Origin of the sequence: Pseudomonas putida NBRC 14164 (genome assembly GCF_000412675.1) — a bacterium.
In the GTDB taxonomy this organism is placed as follows: Bacteria; Pseudomonadota; Gammaproteobacteria; order Pseudomonadales; family Pseudomonadaceae; genus Aquipseudomonas; species Aquipseudomonas putida.
This window is the reverse complement of record NC_021505.1, coordinates 3,250,300-3,267,779: the sequence shown is the minus strand read 5'-3', so window position 1 is coordinate 3,267,779 and position 17,480 is coordinate 3,250,300. Positions and strand designations below refer to the sequence as shown.

The window sequence follows — 17,480 nt, the reverse complement described above, 5'->3', positions numbered from 1 at the left end:
TTCTCTTCGCCCTGCAAGGAACCGCTGGCCGATGACTATTCCCCGCTGCCTGTTGGCGCTGGTCCTGCTCGGCGGCCTGCTGGCCCATGCCGAGGCTGCGCCGCGGGTTGTCGGCCTGCACCCTATGACCTTGGCCGACCCGGTCGATAGCCGGCCGATGCAAGCACTGGCGTTCTACCCCGCTATTGGTAAACCCCGTAGTAGCCGTATAGACGGCTATCCAGTCGAGGTGGCTGAGGAGGCACCCGTCGCCACGGGCCGATTCCCGTTACTGGTCCTGTCCCACGGCAATACCGGCAGCCCATTGGCGCTGCACTACCTGGCAACCGCGTTGGCGCGGCGAGGCTTCGTGGTGGTGGCGGTAGTGCACCCGGGGGACAACGCCCGCGACCACAGTCGTCTGGGCACCCTGAGCAACCTGTATGGTCGGCCGCTGCAAGTCAGCGCCGCAATCACCGCCGCCCGCGATGATGCATTGGTCGGGCCTTATCTGGACGAAGGCAAGGTGGGCGTGATCGGTTATTCGGCTGGTGGCGAAACCGCGTTGATCCTTTCCGGTGCGCGCCCGGACCTGGACCGCCTGCGCCAGTACTGCCTGGAACGCCCGAACGACGCCGACGCCTGCAAGACCCACGGCATATTGATTGCCGACCGCAGCGAACTGGCGCCGCAGGCCGACCCGCGGGTAGGGGCGGTGATGCTGATGGCACCGCTGAGCCTGCTGTTCGGGCGCCATGCCTTGGCCGGGGTTCAGGTGCCAGCCCTGATCTATAGCGGCGATAGCGACCAACTGGTGGCGGTGGACCGCAACGCCGAGGCTCTGGCCCGCAAGCTGCCGGTCACACCCGATTACCGCCTGTTGGCCGGCGCCGGCCACTTTGTGTTCATGGCCCACTGCGACGCCGAGCAGTACGCGCGGATGCCGGCGCTGTGCAAAGATGCCGAGGGCGTGGACCGCCGCCATATCCATCATTCGCTAGAGCGTGAAACGGCGGCGTTCTTCAGCCAGGCGCTGGGCACGCCGCAACTGGCCGAGCGGTCAGCTGCGGCGAGCGTGCCGCGACAGCAACAGCGTTAGGCCCACCCCGGCCAGGGCGAGCAGGGCAGCCACGCAGAAGATCGAGGCATAGCCCAGGTGCACGGCTACTGCGCCCATCACCGGGCCGGCGATAGCCAAGGCCATATCGAAGAACACCGCATAGGCCCCCAGCCCCGCGCCGCGGCTGCTGCTGGGGACCTGCCGGATTGCCTCGACGCCCAGCGCCGGGTACACCAGCGACAGCCCGAACCCGGTAAGCCCTGCGCCAACCAGAGCCCAGGCCGGCGAAGGCGCGAGCCACAGCAGGCTCAGGCCGAGCACTTCAGTGGCCATGCAGGCGACCGCCACGTTGTAACCACCAAACCGGTTGACCGCGTTGACGAACAGCAGCCGCGAAATGATGAAACACACACCAAACGCACTCAAACACCAGGCTGCGCCACCCCAGCCGCGCTCCAGATAGTACAAGGTGACGAAGGTGGTCAGGGTGCCATAGCCGATCGAGGCCAGGGTCAGGCCAAGGCCGCACGGCGCGACCCGGGCAAACGCCGACCAGAACGGCAGGCGTTCGCCGCGTACCACCACCACGTCGGGACGCTTGCGCAACACCAGCATGGCAAGGGTTGCCAGCACCAGCAAAGCTGGCCCCAGCACGCTGAAATCCAGCCCATCCACGGCCAACACTCCCAGGGGCGCGCCAATCGCAATCGCGCCGTAGGAGGCGATGCCGTTCCATGAGATCACCCGGGCGGTGTGTTCGGGGCCGACCTGGCTGATGCCCCAGCTCAAGGTGGCCACACCGATCAGCCCCTGGGCGATGCCGAGCAGCAAACGGCCCACAAGCAGCAGCGCCAGGCTCAGCAGGGGCAGCGTCAGGGTCCAGGCCGATAACAGGGTCAATACCCCGCAGCCGGCAATTCCCATCAGGCCGAAACGGATGGCTTGCTTGCCCCCGAGGGTATCTGCAACGCGCCCGGCAAACGGGCGGCTGAGCAGGGTGGCCAGGTATTGCAGGCCGATGGTTATCCCGGCGATCACTGCACCAAAGCCCAGTTGGTCGTGCACGAAGCTGGGTAGCACCGCAATCGGCAGGCCGATGCAGAGGAAGGCAATGAAGGTGTAGAAAACGATCGACAGGATCTGCTGAGTGATGTGCTGCGTGTTGCTGGCGGGGGCAGGTTGTTGCGCGGTCATGGGCTCTTTCGCGGGCGGGCGGTTGGGCGTGGTTCCATGATGGCTGTTACATGAAGGAAATGAAAGCAGGCTAACGAATTATTCGTCGGGTTGCGTCAGCTGTAGGGCTGGCGGTGGGATCTTCGCGGGCAAGCCCGCGAAGAGGCCCAGCCATACACAATGGCCAGGCCTTACCCATCAATCAGACCAGTACGCCCTGGCTGCGCAGGTAATCGTCGTAGGTGCCGCTGAAGTCCACCACGCCATCGGGCGACAGCTCGATGATGCGGGTGGCCAGCGACGACACGAACTCGCGGTCGTGGCTGACGAACAGCAGGGTGCCCGGGTAGTTTTCCAGCGCCAGGTTCAGCGCCTCGATCGATTCCATGTCCAGGTGGTTGGTAGGCTCGTCCATCACCAGCACGTTAGGCTTTTGCAGGATCAGCTTGCCGAACAGCATGCGGCCTTGCTCACCACCGGAAATCACCTTCACCGACTTGAGGATCTCGTCGTTGGAGAACAGCATGCGCCCCAGGGTGCCGCGAATCACCTGCTCGCCGGAGGTCCACTGGCCCATCCAGTCGAACAGGCTCAGGTCGTCTTCAAAGTCGTGAGCGTGGTCCTGGGCGTAGTAGCCCACTTCGGCGCTGTCGGTCCATTTCACCGATCCGGCATCCGGGGTCATTTCGCCGACCAAGGTACGCAGCAGGGTAGTCTTGCCAATACCGTTGGGGCCGATGATCGCAACGCGCTCGCCCGCTTCGACGGTAATGTCGAAGTTCTTGAACAGCACCTTGTCGTCGAAGGCTTTCGCCATCTTCTCGACCACTACCGCCTGACGGTGCAGCTTTTTGGTCTGCTCGAAGCGGATGAACGGGCTGACACGGCTGGAAGGCTTGACCTCGGCCAGCTGGATCTTGTCGATCTGCTTGGCGCGCGAAGTCGCCTGCTTGGCCTTGGAGGCGTTGGCCGAGAAGCGGCTGACGAAGGTCTGCAGCTCTGCGATCTGTGCCTTTTTCTTGGCGTTGTCCGACAGCAATTGCTCGCGCGACTGGGTAGCCGCAGTCATGTACTCGTCATAGTTGCCCGGGAACAGGCGCAGCTCGCCGTAGTCCAGGTCGGCCATGTGGGTGCAGACGCTGTTGAGGAAGTGGCGGTCGTGGGAAATGATGATCATGGTGCTGTTACGCGCCGTGAGGATCGTTTCCAGCCAGCGGATGGTGTTGATATCCAGGTGGTTGGTCGGTTCGTCGAGCAGCAGCACGTCCGGGTCCGAGAACAATGCCTGGGCCAGCAGCACACGCAGCTTCCAGCCTGGCGCCACTTCGCTCATCGGGCCGAAGTGTTGCTCCAGGGGGATACCCAGGCCGAGCAGCAGTTCACCGGCGCGGGATTCGGCGGTGTAGCCGTCCATTTCGGCGAATTCGGTTTCCAGCTCGGCGACGGCCATGCCGTCTTCCTCGGTCATTTCCGGCAGCGAGTAGATACGGTCGCGCTCGGCCTTGACTTTCCACAGCTGGCCGTGGCCCATGATCACGGTGTCGATCACGGTGAATTCTTCATAGGCGAACTGGTCCTGGCGCAGCTTGCCCAGGCGGGTGTTCGGCTCAAGCATGACCTGGCCACCGGACGGCTCCAGGTCGCCGCCGAGGATCTTCATGAAGGTCGACTTGCCGCAACCGTTAGCGCCGATCAGGCCGTAACGGTTGCCGTTGTTGAATTTTACGGAAACGTTTTCGAACAGCGGCTTGGAGCCGAACTGCATGGTGATGTTAGCGGTAGAAATCAAGTGCTTGTCCTGCGGGGGTTCCAGAGGTGTATTTAGGCCCTGTCGTCAGTCTTGGGCCAGTTTTGGGCCAATTCGACTCGGGGCGGCAGCTTCTCCAGCTCCCTCCAGTCCGAGGAGGAGCTGATCCATTTCGCGTAGGTAGAGAGCAACATCTCGACGCTGTGGCCAAGCTGGCTCGCGATGAACACGGGGTTCATCCCAGACATCAGGCACATGGTTGCGTAGGTGCGGCGGGTGTCGTACTGACGGCGTTCACGGATGTTCAGCGCCTTCAGCGCCGATTTGAATTGGCGGATTGTAACACTTGGTTCGTTGATCCACAGCCCACCTTTGCTCGGTTGGAACACGAAAGGGCTTTCGGGGTTAGCTGACTTGGAAGCCATGCGTCGAAGATTCGCAATCTGCCGCGGTCACGCTCATACCCACGGGCACCGGGTTCCTCATGGGCGGACTGCTGTCAGACCAGCCGGCATTCATCTAAAGCGGCCTGCGTTTGCCTTGTCATCAGACCTGACGGTGGGATCGGTCACTGTGGCGAAGACGGTCGCTAACCAGCCGCTCCCACTCGCGCACTCTGGCCACTTCTTCCGGCCACCTGGCGGCGCTCTCTCGCCGATCATCAGCGGCAAGAAGACGTCTTCGATGGTCGGGTTGCTTAGTTGCTGGATGTAGACGCTTTCTCTGATGAGGTAAGCAAGTGTGAGTGCATCTGCGAAGTGAGCATCTCGATTCTTTCACTCATTTGCTTTGTTACTTCCGTGAGCTGTGTATTTTGCTCCAATAACTGCAGTATCTGCTGGCTGTGAATCTCTGCGTCCCGCTGCCGTCGTTGATTGGCCATGGCAATTGCCTCTCGATGTCGTGCGTCTGCTTCAGAGGTAGCTTTGTCACGGTCGGCTTGGCGAGTTTGGGCAAGAAGAATTAGAGGGGCCGCATAGGCCGCCTGCAGACTAAACGCTAGGTTCAATAGAATGAAAGGGTAAGGGTCGAACGCTGACAGCCCCGATAAGCTGATACCCATCCAAATAAGAACCACTACTGATTGAGACCCTAAGAACAACGGTGTGCCAAAGAAACGGGCGAAAGCTTCGGCTCTGCGGGCAAATGCATCATTACCAAAGGGATGGTGCATATGCTCATGGGCGCGATGAAACCTGAGATGGTCGGCGTCTTCAGGAGTTTCATGAGGTTTCGACTGATCAGAGGTTAACGGGTCCATTTGCTGGCTCCGTGGTGGTTTCTCATGTCCAGTCTAGACTAGCCCCCCCGCTTTCCCGGTAGGCGCCACCTTCAGCGAGCAGGCTTTATCGTTGAACGGAGAAGCGCTGGCTGACGGCACGGCGCCACGTTATCAGTGCTGTTGCTCAGTGGATGCTGGGAGCGCACATACCTCACCTCTCGTCCGTCAGAATTTTTACCGGTCAGGATTGACCGGGCAGCCGATGCCAGATTTACTGTATATACATACAGCTCGCATCGGACCTTCCACCATGACCATCAAATTTTTGGGTACGCCAACCGGCGGAACCGAACTGCTTCCGCTGTATTCGTTTCACGTTCCGGCTGGTTTTCCTTCACCTGCCGCGGACCATCTGGAAGGCCATATTTCCCTTGATGAGCTATTCGACCTTCGCGCACCTCATGTGTATCTGGTGAAAGTGGAGGGCGACAGCATGCAAGGGGCAGGGATCTACTCGGGTGACATCGTCATCGTCGACCGCGGTCGTGAGGCGGAGCATGGGGACATTGTCATCGCTGCAGTCAACAGCGAGCCCGTTTGCAAGCGTCTGCATCGTCGCGATGGCGTGGTAATCCTGAAATCTGAAAATCCCGCCTACCCGGCACGGTACATCATGGAAGGCGACGAGCTCGTTGTCTGGGGCGTTGTGCGTTACAGCGTTCGCGACCATGCGCAGTGACCAGGTATTCGCGCTGATCGACTGCAACTCGTTCTACGCGAGCTGCGAGCGCGTGTTTCGGCCCGACCTGGCCAAAACCCCGATCGTCGTGTTGAGCAACAACGACGGCTGCGTGATCGCCAGGTCATACGACGCGAAGCCCTTCGTGAAGATGGGCGAGCCGTACTTTCAAGTGAAGGACAAGCTGCGCCGGCACGGCATCAAGGCTTTCAGCAGCAACTATGCGTTGTACGGCGACATGAGCGAGCGGGTCATGACCCTGATCGATTCGATGGTGCCGGCCACTGAGATCTACAGCATCGACGAGTGCTTCGCTGATCTGTCCGGAGTACAGGAAAACCTGACCCAGTTCGGACGCAAGATGCGGTCCAGGATCTTCCAGTGCACCGGTATCCCCGTGGGTGTCGGTATCGCCGGCACAAAGACGCTCGCCAAGCTGGCCAATCATACGGCGAAGTGCCTGCAGGCGCAGACCGGGGGTGTGGTCGACATTACCGATCCGTTCAAGCGCGATTGGGTGCTGCGCAACACCGAAGTTAAAGAGGTATGGGGCATCGGGCGGCGGATGACCGCCCACCTCGAGGCGATGGGCATTCACACGGCAATGGATCTGGCCAAGGCTGATGCCTGGACGCTGCGGCAGAAATTCAGTGTGGTGGTGGAGAAGACTGCCCGCGAGCTCGCAGGCACGCCGTGCCTGGAACTGGACGACCCCGACCCCCCAAAGCAGGAAATCTGCTGCAGCCGGATGTTCGGCAAGCGGCTGACAGAGCTGGCGCCCATCAAGCAGGCAGTGGCCACTTACGTCGGCCGAGCAACGGAAAAACTCCGCGCCCAAGGCTCAGTGTGCAAGCGCATGCGTGTGAGCATTCGCACCGGCATGTTCAACCCGGATGAGGCGCACCACGCACAGGGCGCGTTGGTGGAGCTGCCATACCCCACCTGCGACACGCTGCTGATGACCCGACTGGCCACCGATGCGGTCGGGCGAATCTTCAGGCCAGGATTTCGCTACAGCAAGGCAGAAGTGCTGCTGATGGACCTGCGGCAACCAGGTGATTTTTCAGAGGATTTGTTTGCGCTCAAACAGTCAGTGGCATGTGATCGACTGATGCAGGTGATGGATGACATCAACGGGCGCTGGGGGAGGGGGACGATGCGAGCCGCCAGCGTGCCGGCATCCCCGGACTGGGGGATGAGGAGGGAGATGATGAGCCAATCCTATACGACGCGGATCGATCAGCTCTGGACGGTCAAATGTTAAGCCTGCCATCGGCGTGGCTGGACGAGCTGAGCGAATGGCCTTGCCGGAGGTTATGGCGTAGAGGCATGCAGATGGACAGCTAAGCCGGGAGTAACCAGACCGTTGGCAATGGCACTGGCTTCAAGCTTCGCATGCTCTGCGTTCAGAAAGACATACGCGGCTTGAAGCGTGGCGATCTTCGCTTGAATTTCGGTCATCTTGCTGGCGACCAAGGCTGCGCCTTGCGCGCAATCGATCTTGTTACCTCGCTTGGCTGCAAGAATTTCTCCAATCTCAGCGAGGGAAAAACCGCCACTCTGAGCGCTCTGAATAAAGGCCAGGTCAACAACCGTCTGATCGCTGTAACTGCGGTAATTGTTGGCTTGCCGTTGTGCCACGATAAGCCCGAGCTGTTCGTAATAGCGCAATGTATGCCGACCGACACCACTGCGGCGCTCTAATTCTCCAACGTTCACATTAAAAACCCCTTGACTGTAGAGCGTGCTCTACACCTTAGCCTGCACCCATTATCCAGACAAGGAATCAGGCATGAGTGTGGAATGCTTCGTCACAGGCGGCAGTGGATTTGTGGGGCAACATCTACTGGCCCGTCTTACTGCTGCCGGGTACAAGGCCTGGGTGCTTATGCGCACCCCTGGCAATATTGAGCGTCTCAGAAAACAGGTAGGTCAACTGGGCGGTAATCCTGCGTATATCCATGCCGTTGAGGGCGATATCAGCAGAGAGGGGCTCGGGATCAGCGAAGCGGACAAGCAGTGCGTGTCTTCGGCCTCTGTGATCTTCCACCTCGCCGCGGAGTTTTCCTGGGGGCTGTCAATGGAGCGCGCCCAGGCAGTCAATGTGCTTGGGGCGCTGAGGGTCGCCAAGCTTGCGGCGAGCCAGCGCATCCGATTGCTGATGGTGGGCGGCTTCATGCTGCAGAACCTTGATCACCTTGCCAGTGTCGGTGTTGATAAAGAGTGCCCTGAAAACACAAATTGGCCTACAGTCTACGGCCGGGTAGGTGGCTACGAAGGCAGCAAGATCGAGTCACATTTTGCAGTCATCCGTTATATGCAGGATGCGGGCGCGGACTACACGATCGTTCATCCTGCTACGGTGTGCGGCCACAGCGAGAGCGGTCACATCCTGGAAGGGCAGCCTCTGGTCGCACTCGTTCGAAATTTGGCACAAGGTCGGTTCAAAGCGGTCCCCGGCTCCCCCAGGCACTGGCTGCCATTAGTCAGCGTTGACTACCTGGTGGCGATGATGACCTGTGTGGCGTTCGACCCCTCGATGGCCAACCGCCAGGCGCTGGCGCTCCATGAACACACATCGGGCCTGCAGGGGATGCTTGAGCAGATCGCAAAAACGCTGGAGGTCAGGGCGCCACGCCGGCATGTACCAATAAGATTGCTCAGGTGGCTTTTGGCGATTCCCGGGCTGGAAGCACGGTTTGCGATCAGTGCCGAGTCATTGGACTTTATCCAGACGCAGCGCTTCGACATGAGTGATAGCGAGCAACTGGAGCGCAAGTATCAGTTAATACATCCCGATATGGCGCGCACTTTGGACAAGACGGTGCAATACGTCAAGGATCACTTTCTCCACTGAGGCAGGCCAGTGGTAATGGCTTAAGCAATACGTGTGACAGCGAGCTCGCGTTCGACGCGCGTGGCCCCGTATCAGCAAGACCTCGCCATACTCTAAAGACCCCGTGACAAGGAATGTATTAAATAGCGGAATACTGGCGCGATGATGGTATTTTATCCACGCTGGAATGGGTCAGGTTAGAGATTCAGCTCTATTGAGACGCTGCGCAAGCGCCACAGCAGGCGGCCTGCCGCAGTAGTATGCGTAAGGTCCTCTATCGGAAAAGGGTGAGTGTGTTGAAGGGAGTTCAGATGGCATTTAGAGCGTTTGCGGTTGTCGGTCTCTGTTCGGCCATATTCCAGCCAGCCCTTGCGGGCGACGACAAAAACAGGGTGTTCGTCGCCAAACGATGGTACACGGAGTCCTACGTCAGGGAATACACCGAAAAAAATCATCCCTTGATATTCAGAGATATTTTTAGCAAGCAAATGTCCTATAACTTTGCCGCTGACGGGCCCCCGCCTGGTATGGAAGCTTACAACTATTACGCCAAGCCCAAGTCGATTCGAGAGGGAAATTTTTTAAAGTGGAAGGCTGCAGGCAGTGGCAGGAGCCTGGAGGCTGAGCTTGATAGGCTGTGTGTGCTTGAAGTGTCCGGGGCATTGGCAAGGTTGAAGGGGTGGATAAGGAATACTGTGCGGATGCGGGAGGTAAAACCTCAAAAGGGCGATCTGGATCATGTCATAGTCGCCGCCGTTCGGTCGGGCCAGCTCAGTCGCGCGCCCTTGAATCTGGATCAAAGCAACAAAAATTCAATCTCTCCGATTCCTCCTGAAGGCCCCGGGCGGCTTCTCTGCAATCTCTATGCAACGAGAAAAAGCAATGAGGTGATCTACCACGCATCTGTGGCGCTTACTGCAGAGGGTTTCTACTATGGCTCGGGGCGATAGGTGATGATGGGGGAAACACTGGAAAACTTCCGAGCGTGGTTCACACCACGTAAGCGCCTGTGGACAGGAATAGGTCTGTTCGCACTAACTATTGTTGTACCGGCTGTTAGCCCAGGCACGAGCGTCAGTTGGCTTATAGGGCCGGCGGGTGTTTTTTTCGCAGGTGGTTTTATGCCTGCATCGAGCGAAAAGCGCCAAGGCGATGGCGGCCAGCGCTGATCTGGGGTATTGCTTCGATCTCGGTCAATCCATTGGAGATGTGTGAGATGAAACGCTTATTGCTGGGTGCTTTGCTGGTAGCGTCGGGCGCTGCCCAGGCCGGGATTCCATTGTTGAACGCAACGTGCCCCGGCAACATCGAGGTCCATGCCGACAAGGGCGGGCCGATCTATATCAATGGCAAGGAAGGCAAGCTGAAGAAGTTCAACGATAACTACTTCGAAGCCAAAGGCAGCGGGGTGACGGTTTCACTCTCGATCAATCCCGACGGTTCGCCCGATGTCTCGTATACCGGCAAGAACAAAGCCAACGGGGTGTGCCAGGTCAAGGCGTCGTAGAAGGCCGCCACGCATGAGCGCAGTGGTAGCTGTTGGATGCGGTTCGATGCTGGAACGGTAATTGCTGTGACCCTGAGACATTGACCTCGCGGAGAGCGCCGAAATGACTCAGGATGACCGCTATTACATGGTTTTCGTTGTGGCTGCTGTGCTGGTACTGGATCTGGTGGCAACCCTGGTGTTTCTCAAGGCCATTGCCTGACCCCGAAAGTGGGCTCGGTAATACTCGGAGTTGGGGTCATTTGCCGTCGCTTATGCCCGTCCGACTGTGACATGCCCGAACCCCGCCGGAATCCTTGCGGCCAGGCTGGCCGGCCTGATGCTTGCGAGAAAAGCAGCAGGAGAAAAGCCTGGCTATAACTCAAATGAATCCTGAACCCATATAGCAAACAACCCTATGGCACGGTTGTGATTGAGCAGTAACATGGGTTCACGAAAACTAAAAAATGGGCGTACTACTTGGCAACACTTTTCCAGGTTCTCAATGGGGGAGCAGGAGTGTGTCGCGTGAAGCGTTCAACATCGGTAGCAGGCGCATTGCTTGTGTCCACCCTCGCTACAGTGTTCCTGGCAGGTTGCGCACAAAACCCTGACGTGCGTGACGGGCATGATTATACCTCTGGCACCACCGCGAAAAGCCCACCGGCGTATCTGGGGTGCGTGAAGGGCGAACTTCCAGGGAATGTGAAAACCTACGAGGTCGATGGCGATCACTCGGTCAGACTGTTCATCGAAAGCACCGACCCCAGCAAGGCAGAGGGCCTTGTGGAGTTGCGCAGCACAGCAGGCCAGCAGCGGTTCACCGCCTATCAACGCGATGCCTGGTACGACCACGGCAGGTTGCTGGATGCCGCGTTGATGTGTTCAAGAGCATGATCATCCAACACCAGACGCAAAATGCCCGCCGTCGAGAGCGGGCTTTTTGCCTGTGGGCCGGGTAAGCTTGCGTGCTCAAGAAACGGCAGCAGGCGCCGATAGCCTGCCCGCTAATGTCTCGATGACGCCGTCACTGCCCTCACCACCGTCGGACTTCTCGCTTGCTCTTATTCGTCGCAAAACTCAAAAAAACATTATCCCCTCGTCAGTTCATGCGCTTGCTGGATACCCATGACCTGGGCAAGAAGCAGGTGAATCGCCTCTTGGCCAAAACAGGTGCCAGCACCGAAAGCCATGTGGTCATTCGACCGCCGTTCTACTTCGAGCGCGGCAATCTTGAACTGGGGCAGGGCGCTTTTATCAACAGCGGATGCGTGTTTCTCGACGAAGCCACTATCCGGATCGGCCGCATGGCCATGCTCGGCCCACAAGTACGCCTGTGCACGACCAGTCACGATATCAACCCGCAGCGGCGCAAGGACAATGACTACATTGCCCCGATCACCGTGGGCGACAATGCCTGGATTGGTGCGGGCGCCGTGGTCTTGCCCGGTGTCAGTATCGGCCACAACAGTGTGGTCGCGGCGAACAGCGTGGTAACCCAGGATGTTCCGCCCAACGCGCTTTATGCAGGTTCACCGGCAAAGTTCAAGAAGTGGCTGGTAGAACCGGACAGGACTTGAGCAGCGCCTGTTTTGCATTTGCCTGCCTTGCCCGTGATAATTCACGCATTTGAATGGAGGACAGTGGGTGGAAGCAAGAAGCGTTGTCGCCGAAATGTTCATTGGGATCCCGACGCATTTCTGGGTGTTGCCCGTTGCCGGCCTGGTTGCATACTTCGGCCTGAAATGGTCCGCCAGATTCAGCAGCCGTAGCACCCTCCTGCAAGCCTCGACTTACCTGTTGTTGCTGGCCTTGGCGGTGTTACCCAACGGCTTTTATGCCCTGTTTCCACCGGCGCCCGACCCGGATGTGCTGTTGAATCACGCGCCATTGCCCAACTATGCGGGGCGCTTCTACCTGGATGCGTTCTACGTGTTCAGTGGTTGGGCGCTGAGCAAAGTGGCGAAGCTCAAGTTCAGCTGACTGGCTGCCCTGGCACCTGATGCGACCTGGTCACCCGCTTCGCTCATCATCAAGCGCCTTTGATGTCGTCGATTTTCGCAGCCACAGAGCGCAACTCGTCCGCAACCACATCGATGGAGCGGATGTGCGCCGTGACATCGATCTCGCGCTGTGAACCTCGCGCCTCCATGAACCGGGCGTGGCCGCTCATGGCCTGACTGAGTTTTTCCAGATGATCGGCTGTTCTGACCAGATCCGACTTGATGCTGTGAAGCGTCTCCATAGTGCTAAAGGCCTTCCTTGTCTATTGCTTCATCGGTCCCGTGAGCATCGCCTCAGGGCCGGGTGAAACGCAACAGATTTGTGGAAGGCCCATCCTTGACGGAGCTCTGAAAAGCTTGTGCGATCCCTGCTGTGGGGGCGGAGGTTTCAGCTTTTTTCCTGCACCTGCAGTACCGAACCCTTGTCGTCGGTCACCAGCAATCCGCTGGAGTGAGTGCCGTCTGATTGCTGCTCGGCAAGTGGCACGTCCGAGGAGCGAAAGATGCTGCGGCCCTGTTCACCGGTTTTAAGAGTGACCAGCTTGCCGTTCTGATAGAAGAATTGCGTGGTGTTGGCGTTCTTTTGCATGGTGTGTAATCCCTGGCCGAGTCGCGGTGTGATGCCCCATTGGCAGGTTCACTTTCCCAGCGTTCAGCCGGCCATGCTACTGGCAGAAATATCAGGTGCACTGTATGTCACCCGTTCACGCTTCGTCCGGCAACCGCCCTGGGCTGAAGAAAAACGAGGCCACCACCACCGCCGTGATCACGCCTGTAGCATCTGCAAGAAACAGCAGCAAAGCACGGGTATCACCCGGTGTCAGGTGTTTGCCTAGCGCGAAGTCCACACCGTGCGGGCATGCGGCGATCATGAGCAGCATGGCGGCCAGCAGGCCAGAAAGCAGCTTCATGTAGGCCCTGCCGAATGCCAGGCCATAAGCCCAGAACACGAAAATACAGAGCACGGCCAGGCCGGTGGAGGTTGCATATTGGGCGAGTAGGTCCAGCCACCAGAGCATGGGGTTCTCCTGAGCAAAGCCGGCCGTTGATGCCGTGATGTTAATCAGAAGCAGGGCAGAATGAATTCGTTCCTTGGGTCACAACAATTAATTGCTGCTCCCGGGCGCTAGTAAACAAGCTGCTATGTGTGTTTGTTGTTGCTGGCGCGTTGGTACTGTGTCAATTACGCGAAAATTCAGCTGCAAGACCTTGGTTGATTAGGAACTCGGCGCAACCCTCGCTAGAATGCAGCGTATCCCTGACGGCCAATTGCAAATGCCTACTTTTCGTATCTTTCTCGCCTCTGCGTTAGTTGCCACTCTTGTCGGCTGCGCAACGCCCGGCAAACCCACTGCCAGCAAGCTGACCAAAAAATCACCGCAGCAGTATGCTGCCTGTGTCCTGCCCAAATGGCAGGCCTTGGCACCCCAGGCCACACAGAAGTCGATTGCCCACGGTTACCGGCTGACGGCATCCAGTGCGGTGGCAAGTGACGATGTGCTGGACGTGGTCGACGCTCGCGAGGGCAGCCGCGCGACCTTCTACAAGGGCAGCTTCCTGTCTGGCGACAGATTGCGCCAGGCGGCCAAGGAATGCCTGGACTGAATCGGTACCCGCGAGCCTGGGGCGGGGGCATGTACTGTCCGGCGTTCAGCGCTCCCGCATGAAGAAACCGGCGACGAACTTGCGGAAGGTTTCCAGGCTCTTGAAGTCGGCGTAGCGCTTGAAGTTTTCGGTGTCCGGCTCTGGTCCGATGGGCTGTTCCAGCAGCGACACTGACAACACCCTGTCCTGGTCCGAGGTCAGCACCAGCTCATCCATCACCTGGCCGCCGATCACTGGCCGGCGCATCTGCACCTTGACGCCTTTGCTGGCCATCCAGTCGATCAACGACACCAGGGCCTTGAGCGGTTCGCGCTCTTCATCGCGATACACCGGGAACAGATGCGAACGGGACAGCACCGGCACGCTGGCCACGTGGATCAGCTCATAGAAATGGCTCCCGGCGCTGGTCGGCGAGTAGATCATCAGCGCCAGCAACGGCCCGGTGGTACGGCTACCGCCCCAGTACAGGTGGTGCCCCTGGAAGCCGAAGCCGTCTTCACTGCGGTTGTTGAACAGCTTGCGCCCTTTGATCTGGTCGACGCAGTCCAGCATCAGCCCATGGCGGCGATGGTTGCCGAACACGGTGGCTTCGCGCAGACGGGACTTGAGCATCATCATGTGCTTCATGTCCAGCCGGGTTTCCAGGTAGTTGCTGGCAGGTACCCGTTCCAGCAGCGGGTAGCGGCTGGCCACGCTGCGCAATTCGGCAAACTGCGTGGTCAGGTCTTTTTTCAAGTGGGTGGCGTAGAGATTGAGGCCACTGGTTTCGATCCAGGTCAGCAACAGCGACAGCAAGCGCTGCTGTTCGCGCCGCTCGTGACCATCACTGGTGGCACTGGCGTTACCGGCGCGGAAGTCACCAATCAGGCGCAATGGCGCGTCAGGCGGTAGCCAGGCGGCGGGTGGCGCAGGGTCGTCTTCGCGCCCGGAGGCCTCCCGCTCGTCCTTGGTGAACGGGCAGCCAGGCGCGTGCTCGGCGGTGCCTGGGTTGTTCTTGAGGAACAAGGTGCCGGTGCTGCCGTTAAGGGTGACATTGAGCACCGGCAAGGCGTCTTTGCGGCAGTCACAGGCCAGCCACTGGTTGGCGTTGCGCACCTTCATCAGTAGCTGGTTGGCCTGCAGCAGGCGAGGGCCGACGAGGCTGCCGGCAGCAAAGCCGACCAGCAGCTCCTCTTCGGCGGAGGTCAGGCTGCGCACCTGCGCAGCGGTTTTGTCGATGATTCGCATGAAGCAGCTCCAGGCTACGAGCCTCAAGCTTCAAGCAAAGTCGCGCCGCTTTCAACTTGCCGCTGGGTTACCACCGAACATCTTCGCGGCGCGGGCACGAATTTCATCAGGGCTCAGGTCCTCCTTATGGGTGGAGACGAACCAGATATTGCCGAACGGGTCCTTCAGGGTGCCGCTACGGTCGCCGTAGAACTGGTCGGTCAAGGGGTGCAACTGGGTGCCGCCAGCCGCCAGGGCCTGGGCGTATACCTTGTCGCAGTCCTCGACATACAGGTGCAGGCCCACGCCTGCGCCACTGAGCTTCTGGCTGGCGGTAAGGCCGCCCTCCATGTCGCAGGGGTCGCCCAGCATCAGCGACGAGTCACCGATCCTCAATTCGGCATGGCCCACGCGCCCACCAGGGGCATCGAGGCGGAACATCTCGACCGCACCAAAGGCCTCCTTGTAGAACTCGATGGCCTTGGCGGCGTCGTTGATAGCCAGGTAGGGGGTGATGCTGTGCTGGCCTTCCGGGATGGGTTTGACTGCCATGTTCGACTCTCCTTTGCGGTGGGCGCCGGAGGGCGCCCTGTTGCTTAGAGTCGTTTGCGCCGATGGAAAATCGACAATGGCGCTAGATCGATTTTCTATAAGTGCGGCCGTCAGAAGATGTAGTCGGTGGTCAGGAAGCTCGATTGGCGGTTACGGATGATTTCGCTGATCAGTGCCTTGTTGGCCTCCTGGAAGCGGGTGGCGACCAGGGTGCGGATAGAGAAGACACGCAAGGCGTCATGTACCGACAGGGTGCCTTCGGCGCTGTTCTTGCGGCCGTTGAACGGGTAGGTGTCCGGGCCGCGCTGACATTGTGCATTGATGTTGATGCGCCCCACCTGGTTGGCGAAGATGTCGACCAGGCTGCCGATGGTCGCCGGGTCGTTGCCGAACAGGCTCAGCTGCTGGCCGTAGTCGGAGTCCAGCACGTAGTCGATGACGGTTTGCAGGTCGCGATATGGCACTACGGGTACCAGGGGGCCGAACTGCTCCTCGTGGTACACGCGCATTTCGTGGTTCACCGGGTACAACAGGGCCGGGTAGAAGAACGACCCGCGGCTTTGCCCGCCACCTTCGTTCAGCACGCGCGCGCCCTTGGCTGTGGCATCGGCGACAAGGCCGTCGAGGTAGTCGACTTTGCCGGGCTCCGGCAATGGCGTCAGCGCGACGCCCGGTTCCCAGGGCATGCCGGGCTTGAGCGCGGCCAGTTTGCGCTGGAACTTGTCGAGGAAGGCGTCGACCACGTCCTCGTGGACAAACAGGATCTTCAGTGCCGTGCAGCGCTGGCCGTTGAACGACAGCGCGCCGGTAACCGCTTCTTCGACGGCGTTGTCGAGGTCGACCTGCGGCAGCACGATGCCCGGGTTCTTGGCATCCAGGCCCAGTGCGGCGCGCAGGCGGTGGGGGCGTGGGTGCAGCTTTTTAAGGTCGCTGGCAGCCCTGTGTGTACCGATGAAGGCGAACACATCGACGTTGCCGCTGGCCATCAGCGCGCTCACCGTTTCCCGGCCGCGGCCATAGATCACGTTGATCACACCCGGCGGGAAGCTGTCACGGAAGGCTTCGAGCAACGGTCGGATCAGCAGCACACCGAACTTGGCCGGCTTGAACACTACGGTGTTGCCCATGATCAGCGCCGGGATCAGCGTGGTGAAGGTTTCGTTCAGTGGGTAATTGTAGGGCCCCATGCACAATGCCACGCCCAGGGGCGCGCGGCGGATCTGGCCGAGGGTGCCCTGTTCCAGCTCGAAGCGGCTGGAGCGGCGGTCGAGGTCCTTGAGGGCGTTGATGGTGTCGACGATGTAGTCGCAGGTGCGGTCGAATTCCTTTTCCGAATCCTTGAGGTTCTTGCCGATCTCCCACATCAGCAGCTTGACCACCGCCTGGCGCTGCTCGCGCATGCTTGCCAGGAAGGTTTCGACATGCTGGATACGTTCGGCCACTCGCATGTTCGGCCAGGCACCGCGGCCCTTGTCGTAGGCCTGTACGGCGGCGTCGAGGGCGGTGAGGGCGGTGTCGGCATCGAGCAGCGGTGCGCTGCCCAGCACCACCTGGCGTTCATCAGCACCCTCCTTGAGCCATACCGGACTGCGTACCGTGGCCAAGGGGCCGTCCCAGCGCCTGAGCTCGCCGTTCACCAGGTAATCTCGTTGTTCCAGAGGGGCTCCCAGGCGCCAGATTTCAGGGATGTTCTCGGCGCTGGGGAAGAGTGAATCGAGCAGACGGTCCATAGGTACTGCACCTCACATTGCGGGGCTGGTTTCAAGCCGGGTGAATCGCTTCAGCTGCGAGCATGCACCGGCCGCCGGAAAAACACCAGTCTGGCTCAAGCGGACCTTGTGTGCTTGCCAAATGAGCCAGCAGGCACCTTGT

21 protein-coding genes are annotated in these 17,480 nt (G+C 59.7%); 10 read left to right on the top strand and 11 right to left on the bottom strand.

The features are described 5' to 3' along the window. Positions 1-31: 31 nt before the first annotated feature. Complete coding sequence (locus PP4_RS14500) at positions 32-1,078, top strand: alpha/beta hydrolase family protein (protein WP_016499942.1); 1,047 nt, start codon at positions 32-34, stop codon at positions 1,076-1,078. Here PP4_RS14500 and PP4_RS14495 read toward each other — a convergent pair. The 4 genes from PP4_RS14495 to PP4_RS14480 form a co-directional block, all read right to left on the bottom strand. After that, positions 1,040-2,302, bottom strand: a complete 1,263-nt coding sequence (locus tag PP4_RS14495) for an MFS transporter (RefSeq protein ID WP_302073963.1) — start codon at positions 2,300-2,302, stop codon at positions 1,040-1,042. The two genes, PP4_RS14500 and PP4_RS14495, sit on opposite strands and share 39 nt — an antisense overlap. A 112-nt stretch (positions 2,303-2,414) precedes the next feature. Further along, on the bottom strand, positions 2,415-4,001 hold the full coding sequence (locus tag PP4_RS14490; protein WP_012272468.1) for an ABC-F family ATPase: 1,587 nt from the start codon (positions 3,999-4,001) through the stop codon (positions 2,415-2,417). A gap of 32 nt (positions 4,002-4,033) precedes the next feature. Next, the gene (locus PP4_RS14485; RefSeq protein WP_016499940.1) at positions 4,034-4,384 is read right to left on the bottom strand and encodes a site-specific integrase; all 351 of its coding nucleotides are present in this window, start codon (positions 4,382-4,384) and stop codon (positions 4,034-4,036) included. A gap of 272 nt (positions 4,385-4,656) precedes the next feature. Then, on the bottom strand, positions 4,657-5,220 hold the full coding sequence (locus PP4_RS14480) for a DUF1003 domain-containing protein (protein WP_016499939.1): 564 nt from the start codon (positions 5,218-5,220) through the stop codon (positions 4,657-4,659). 271 nt (positions 5,221-5,491) lie between these two features. On the opposite strand from PP4_RS14480, the gene PP4_RS14475 reads away from it, so the two are divergent. Both PP4_RS14475 and PP4_RS14470 read left to right on the top strand, forming a co-directional pair. Beyond that, on the top strand, positions 5,492-5,920 hold the full coding sequence (locus tag PP4_RS14475) for a LexA family protein (protein WP_016499938.1): 429 nt from the start codon (positions 5,492-5,494) through the stop codon (positions 5,918-5,920). Beyond that, on the top strand, positions 5,910-7,184 hold the full coding sequence (locus PP4_RS14470; protein ID WP_016499937.1) for a Y-family DNA polymerase: 1,275 nt from the start codon (positions 5,910-5,912) through the stop codon (positions 7,182-7,184). Before PP4_RS14475 ends, PP4_RS14470 begins: the two co-directional genes overlap by 11 nt. Before the next feature lie 50 nt (positions 7,185-7,234). On the opposite strand, the gene PP4_RS14465 is transcribed toward PP4_RS14470, so the two are convergent. Further along, the gene (locus tag PP4_RS14465) at positions 7,235-7,639 is read right to left on the bottom strand and encodes a MerR family transcriptional regulator (RefSeq protein WP_016499936.1); all 405 of its coding nucleotides are present in this window, start codon (positions 7,637-7,639) and stop codon (positions 7,235-7,237) included. A 73-nt stretch (positions 7,640-7,712) separates the two neighbouring features. Here PP4_RS14465 and PP4_RS14460 point away from each other — a divergent pair, with 73 nt between their 5' ends. The 6 genes from PP4_RS14460 to PP4_RS14435 all read left to right on the top strand — a co-directional run bounded on the left by PP4_RS14460 (position 7,713) and on the right by PP4_RS14435 (position 12,225). Next, on the top strand, positions 7,713-8,777 hold the full coding sequence (locus PP4_RS14460; RefSeq protein WP_016499935.1) for an SDR family oxidoreductase: 1,065 nt from the start codon (positions 7,713-7,715) through the stop codon (positions 8,775-8,777). A gap of 290 nt (positions 8,778-9,067) precedes the next feature. Next, positions 9,068-9,706 carry a hypothetical protein gene (locus tag PP4_RS14455; protein ID WP_016499934.1) on the top strand — a complete coding sequence of 213 codons (639 nt, stop codon included), beginning with the start codon at positions 9,068-9,070 and terminating at the stop codon, positions 9,704-9,706. A 266-nt stretch (positions 9,707-9,972) separates the two neighbouring features. Further along, positions 9,973-10,263: a hypothetical protein gene (locus PP4_RS14450; protein ID WP_016499933.1), complete on the top strand. Its 291-nt coding sequence runs from the start codon at positions 9,973-9,975 to the stop codon at positions 10,261-10,263. 507 nt (positions 10,264-10,770) lie between these two features. Then, positions 10,771-11,139, top strand: a complete 369-nt coding sequence (locus PP4_RS14445; RefSeq protein WP_041167749.1) for a hypothetical protein — start codon at positions 10,771-10,773, stop codon at positions 11,137-11,139. A gap of 161 nt (positions 11,140-11,300) precedes the next feature. After that, positions 11,301-11,822 (top strand): DapH/DapD/GlmU-related protein, encoded by a 522-nt coding sequence (locus PP4_RS14440; protein ID WP_229609833.1) that lies wholly within the window; start codon positions 11,301-11,303, stop codon positions 11,820-11,822. Positions 11,823-11,916: 94 nt separating this feature from the next. Beyond that, positions 11,917-12,225, top strand: a complete 309-nt coding sequence (locus PP4_RS14435; protein ID WP_041167748.1) for a hypothetical protein — start codon at positions 11,917-11,919, stop codon at positions 12,223-12,225. Positions 12,226-12,274: 49 nt separating this feature from the next. On the opposite strand, the gene PP4_RS14430 is transcribed toward PP4_RS14435, so the two are convergent. The 3 genes from PP4_RS14430 to PP4_RS14420 form a co-directional block, all read right to left on the bottom strand. Beyond that, positions 12,275-12,487, bottom strand: a complete 213-nt coding sequence (locus PP4_RS14430; protein WP_016499929.1) for a hypothetical protein — start codon at positions 12,485-12,487, stop codon at positions 12,275-12,277. Positions 12,488-12,633: 146 nt separating this feature from the next. Further along, on the bottom strand, positions 12,634-12,834 hold the full coding sequence (locus PP4_RS14425; protein ID WP_016499928.1) for a hypothetical protein: 201 nt from the start codon (positions 12,832-12,834) through the stop codon (positions 12,634-12,636). Positions 12,835-12,949: 115 nt separating this feature from the next. Then, positions 12,950-13,264: a hypothetical protein gene (locus PP4_RS14420; RefSeq protein WP_016499927.1), complete on the bottom strand. Its 315-nt coding sequence runs from the start codon at positions 13,262-13,264 to the stop codon at positions 12,950-12,952. Between the two features lie 226 nt (positions 13,265-13,490). Here PP4_RS14420 and PP4_RS14415 point away from each other — a divergent pair, with 226 nt between their 5' ends. Further along, complete coding sequence (locus PP4_RS14415; protein ID WP_016499926.1) at positions 13,491-13,850, top strand: hypothetical protein; 360 nt, start codon at positions 13,491-13,493, stop codon at positions 13,848-13,850. Between the two features lie 45 nt (positions 13,851-13,895). Here PP4_RS14415 and PP4_RS14410 read toward each other — a convergent pair whose 3' ends face one another. The 3 genes from PP4_RS14410 to PP4_RS14400 form a co-directional block, all read right to left on the bottom strand. Then, complete coding sequence (locus tag PP4_RS14410; protein WP_016499925.1) at positions 13,896-15,077, bottom strand: hypothetical protein; 1,182 nt, start codon at positions 15,075-15,077, stop codon at positions 13,896-13,898. A gap of 51 nt (positions 15,078-15,128) precedes the next feature. Continuing rightward, positions 15,129-15,608 (bottom strand): VOC family protein, encoded by a 480-nt coding sequence (locus PP4_RS14405; RefSeq protein WP_016499924.1) that lies wholly within the window; start codon positions 15,606-15,608, stop codon positions 15,129-15,131. Positions 15,609-15,718: 110 nt separating this feature from the next. After that, positions 15,719-17,338 carry an NADP-dependent glyceraldehyde-3-phosphate dehydrogenase gene (locus tag PP4_RS14400; RefSeq protein WP_016499923.1) on the bottom strand — a complete coding sequence of 540 codons (1,620 nt, stop codon included), beginning with the start codon at positions 17,336-17,338 and terminating at the stop codon, positions 15,719-15,721. Between the last annotated feature and the right edge of the window lie 142 nt (positions 17,339-17,480).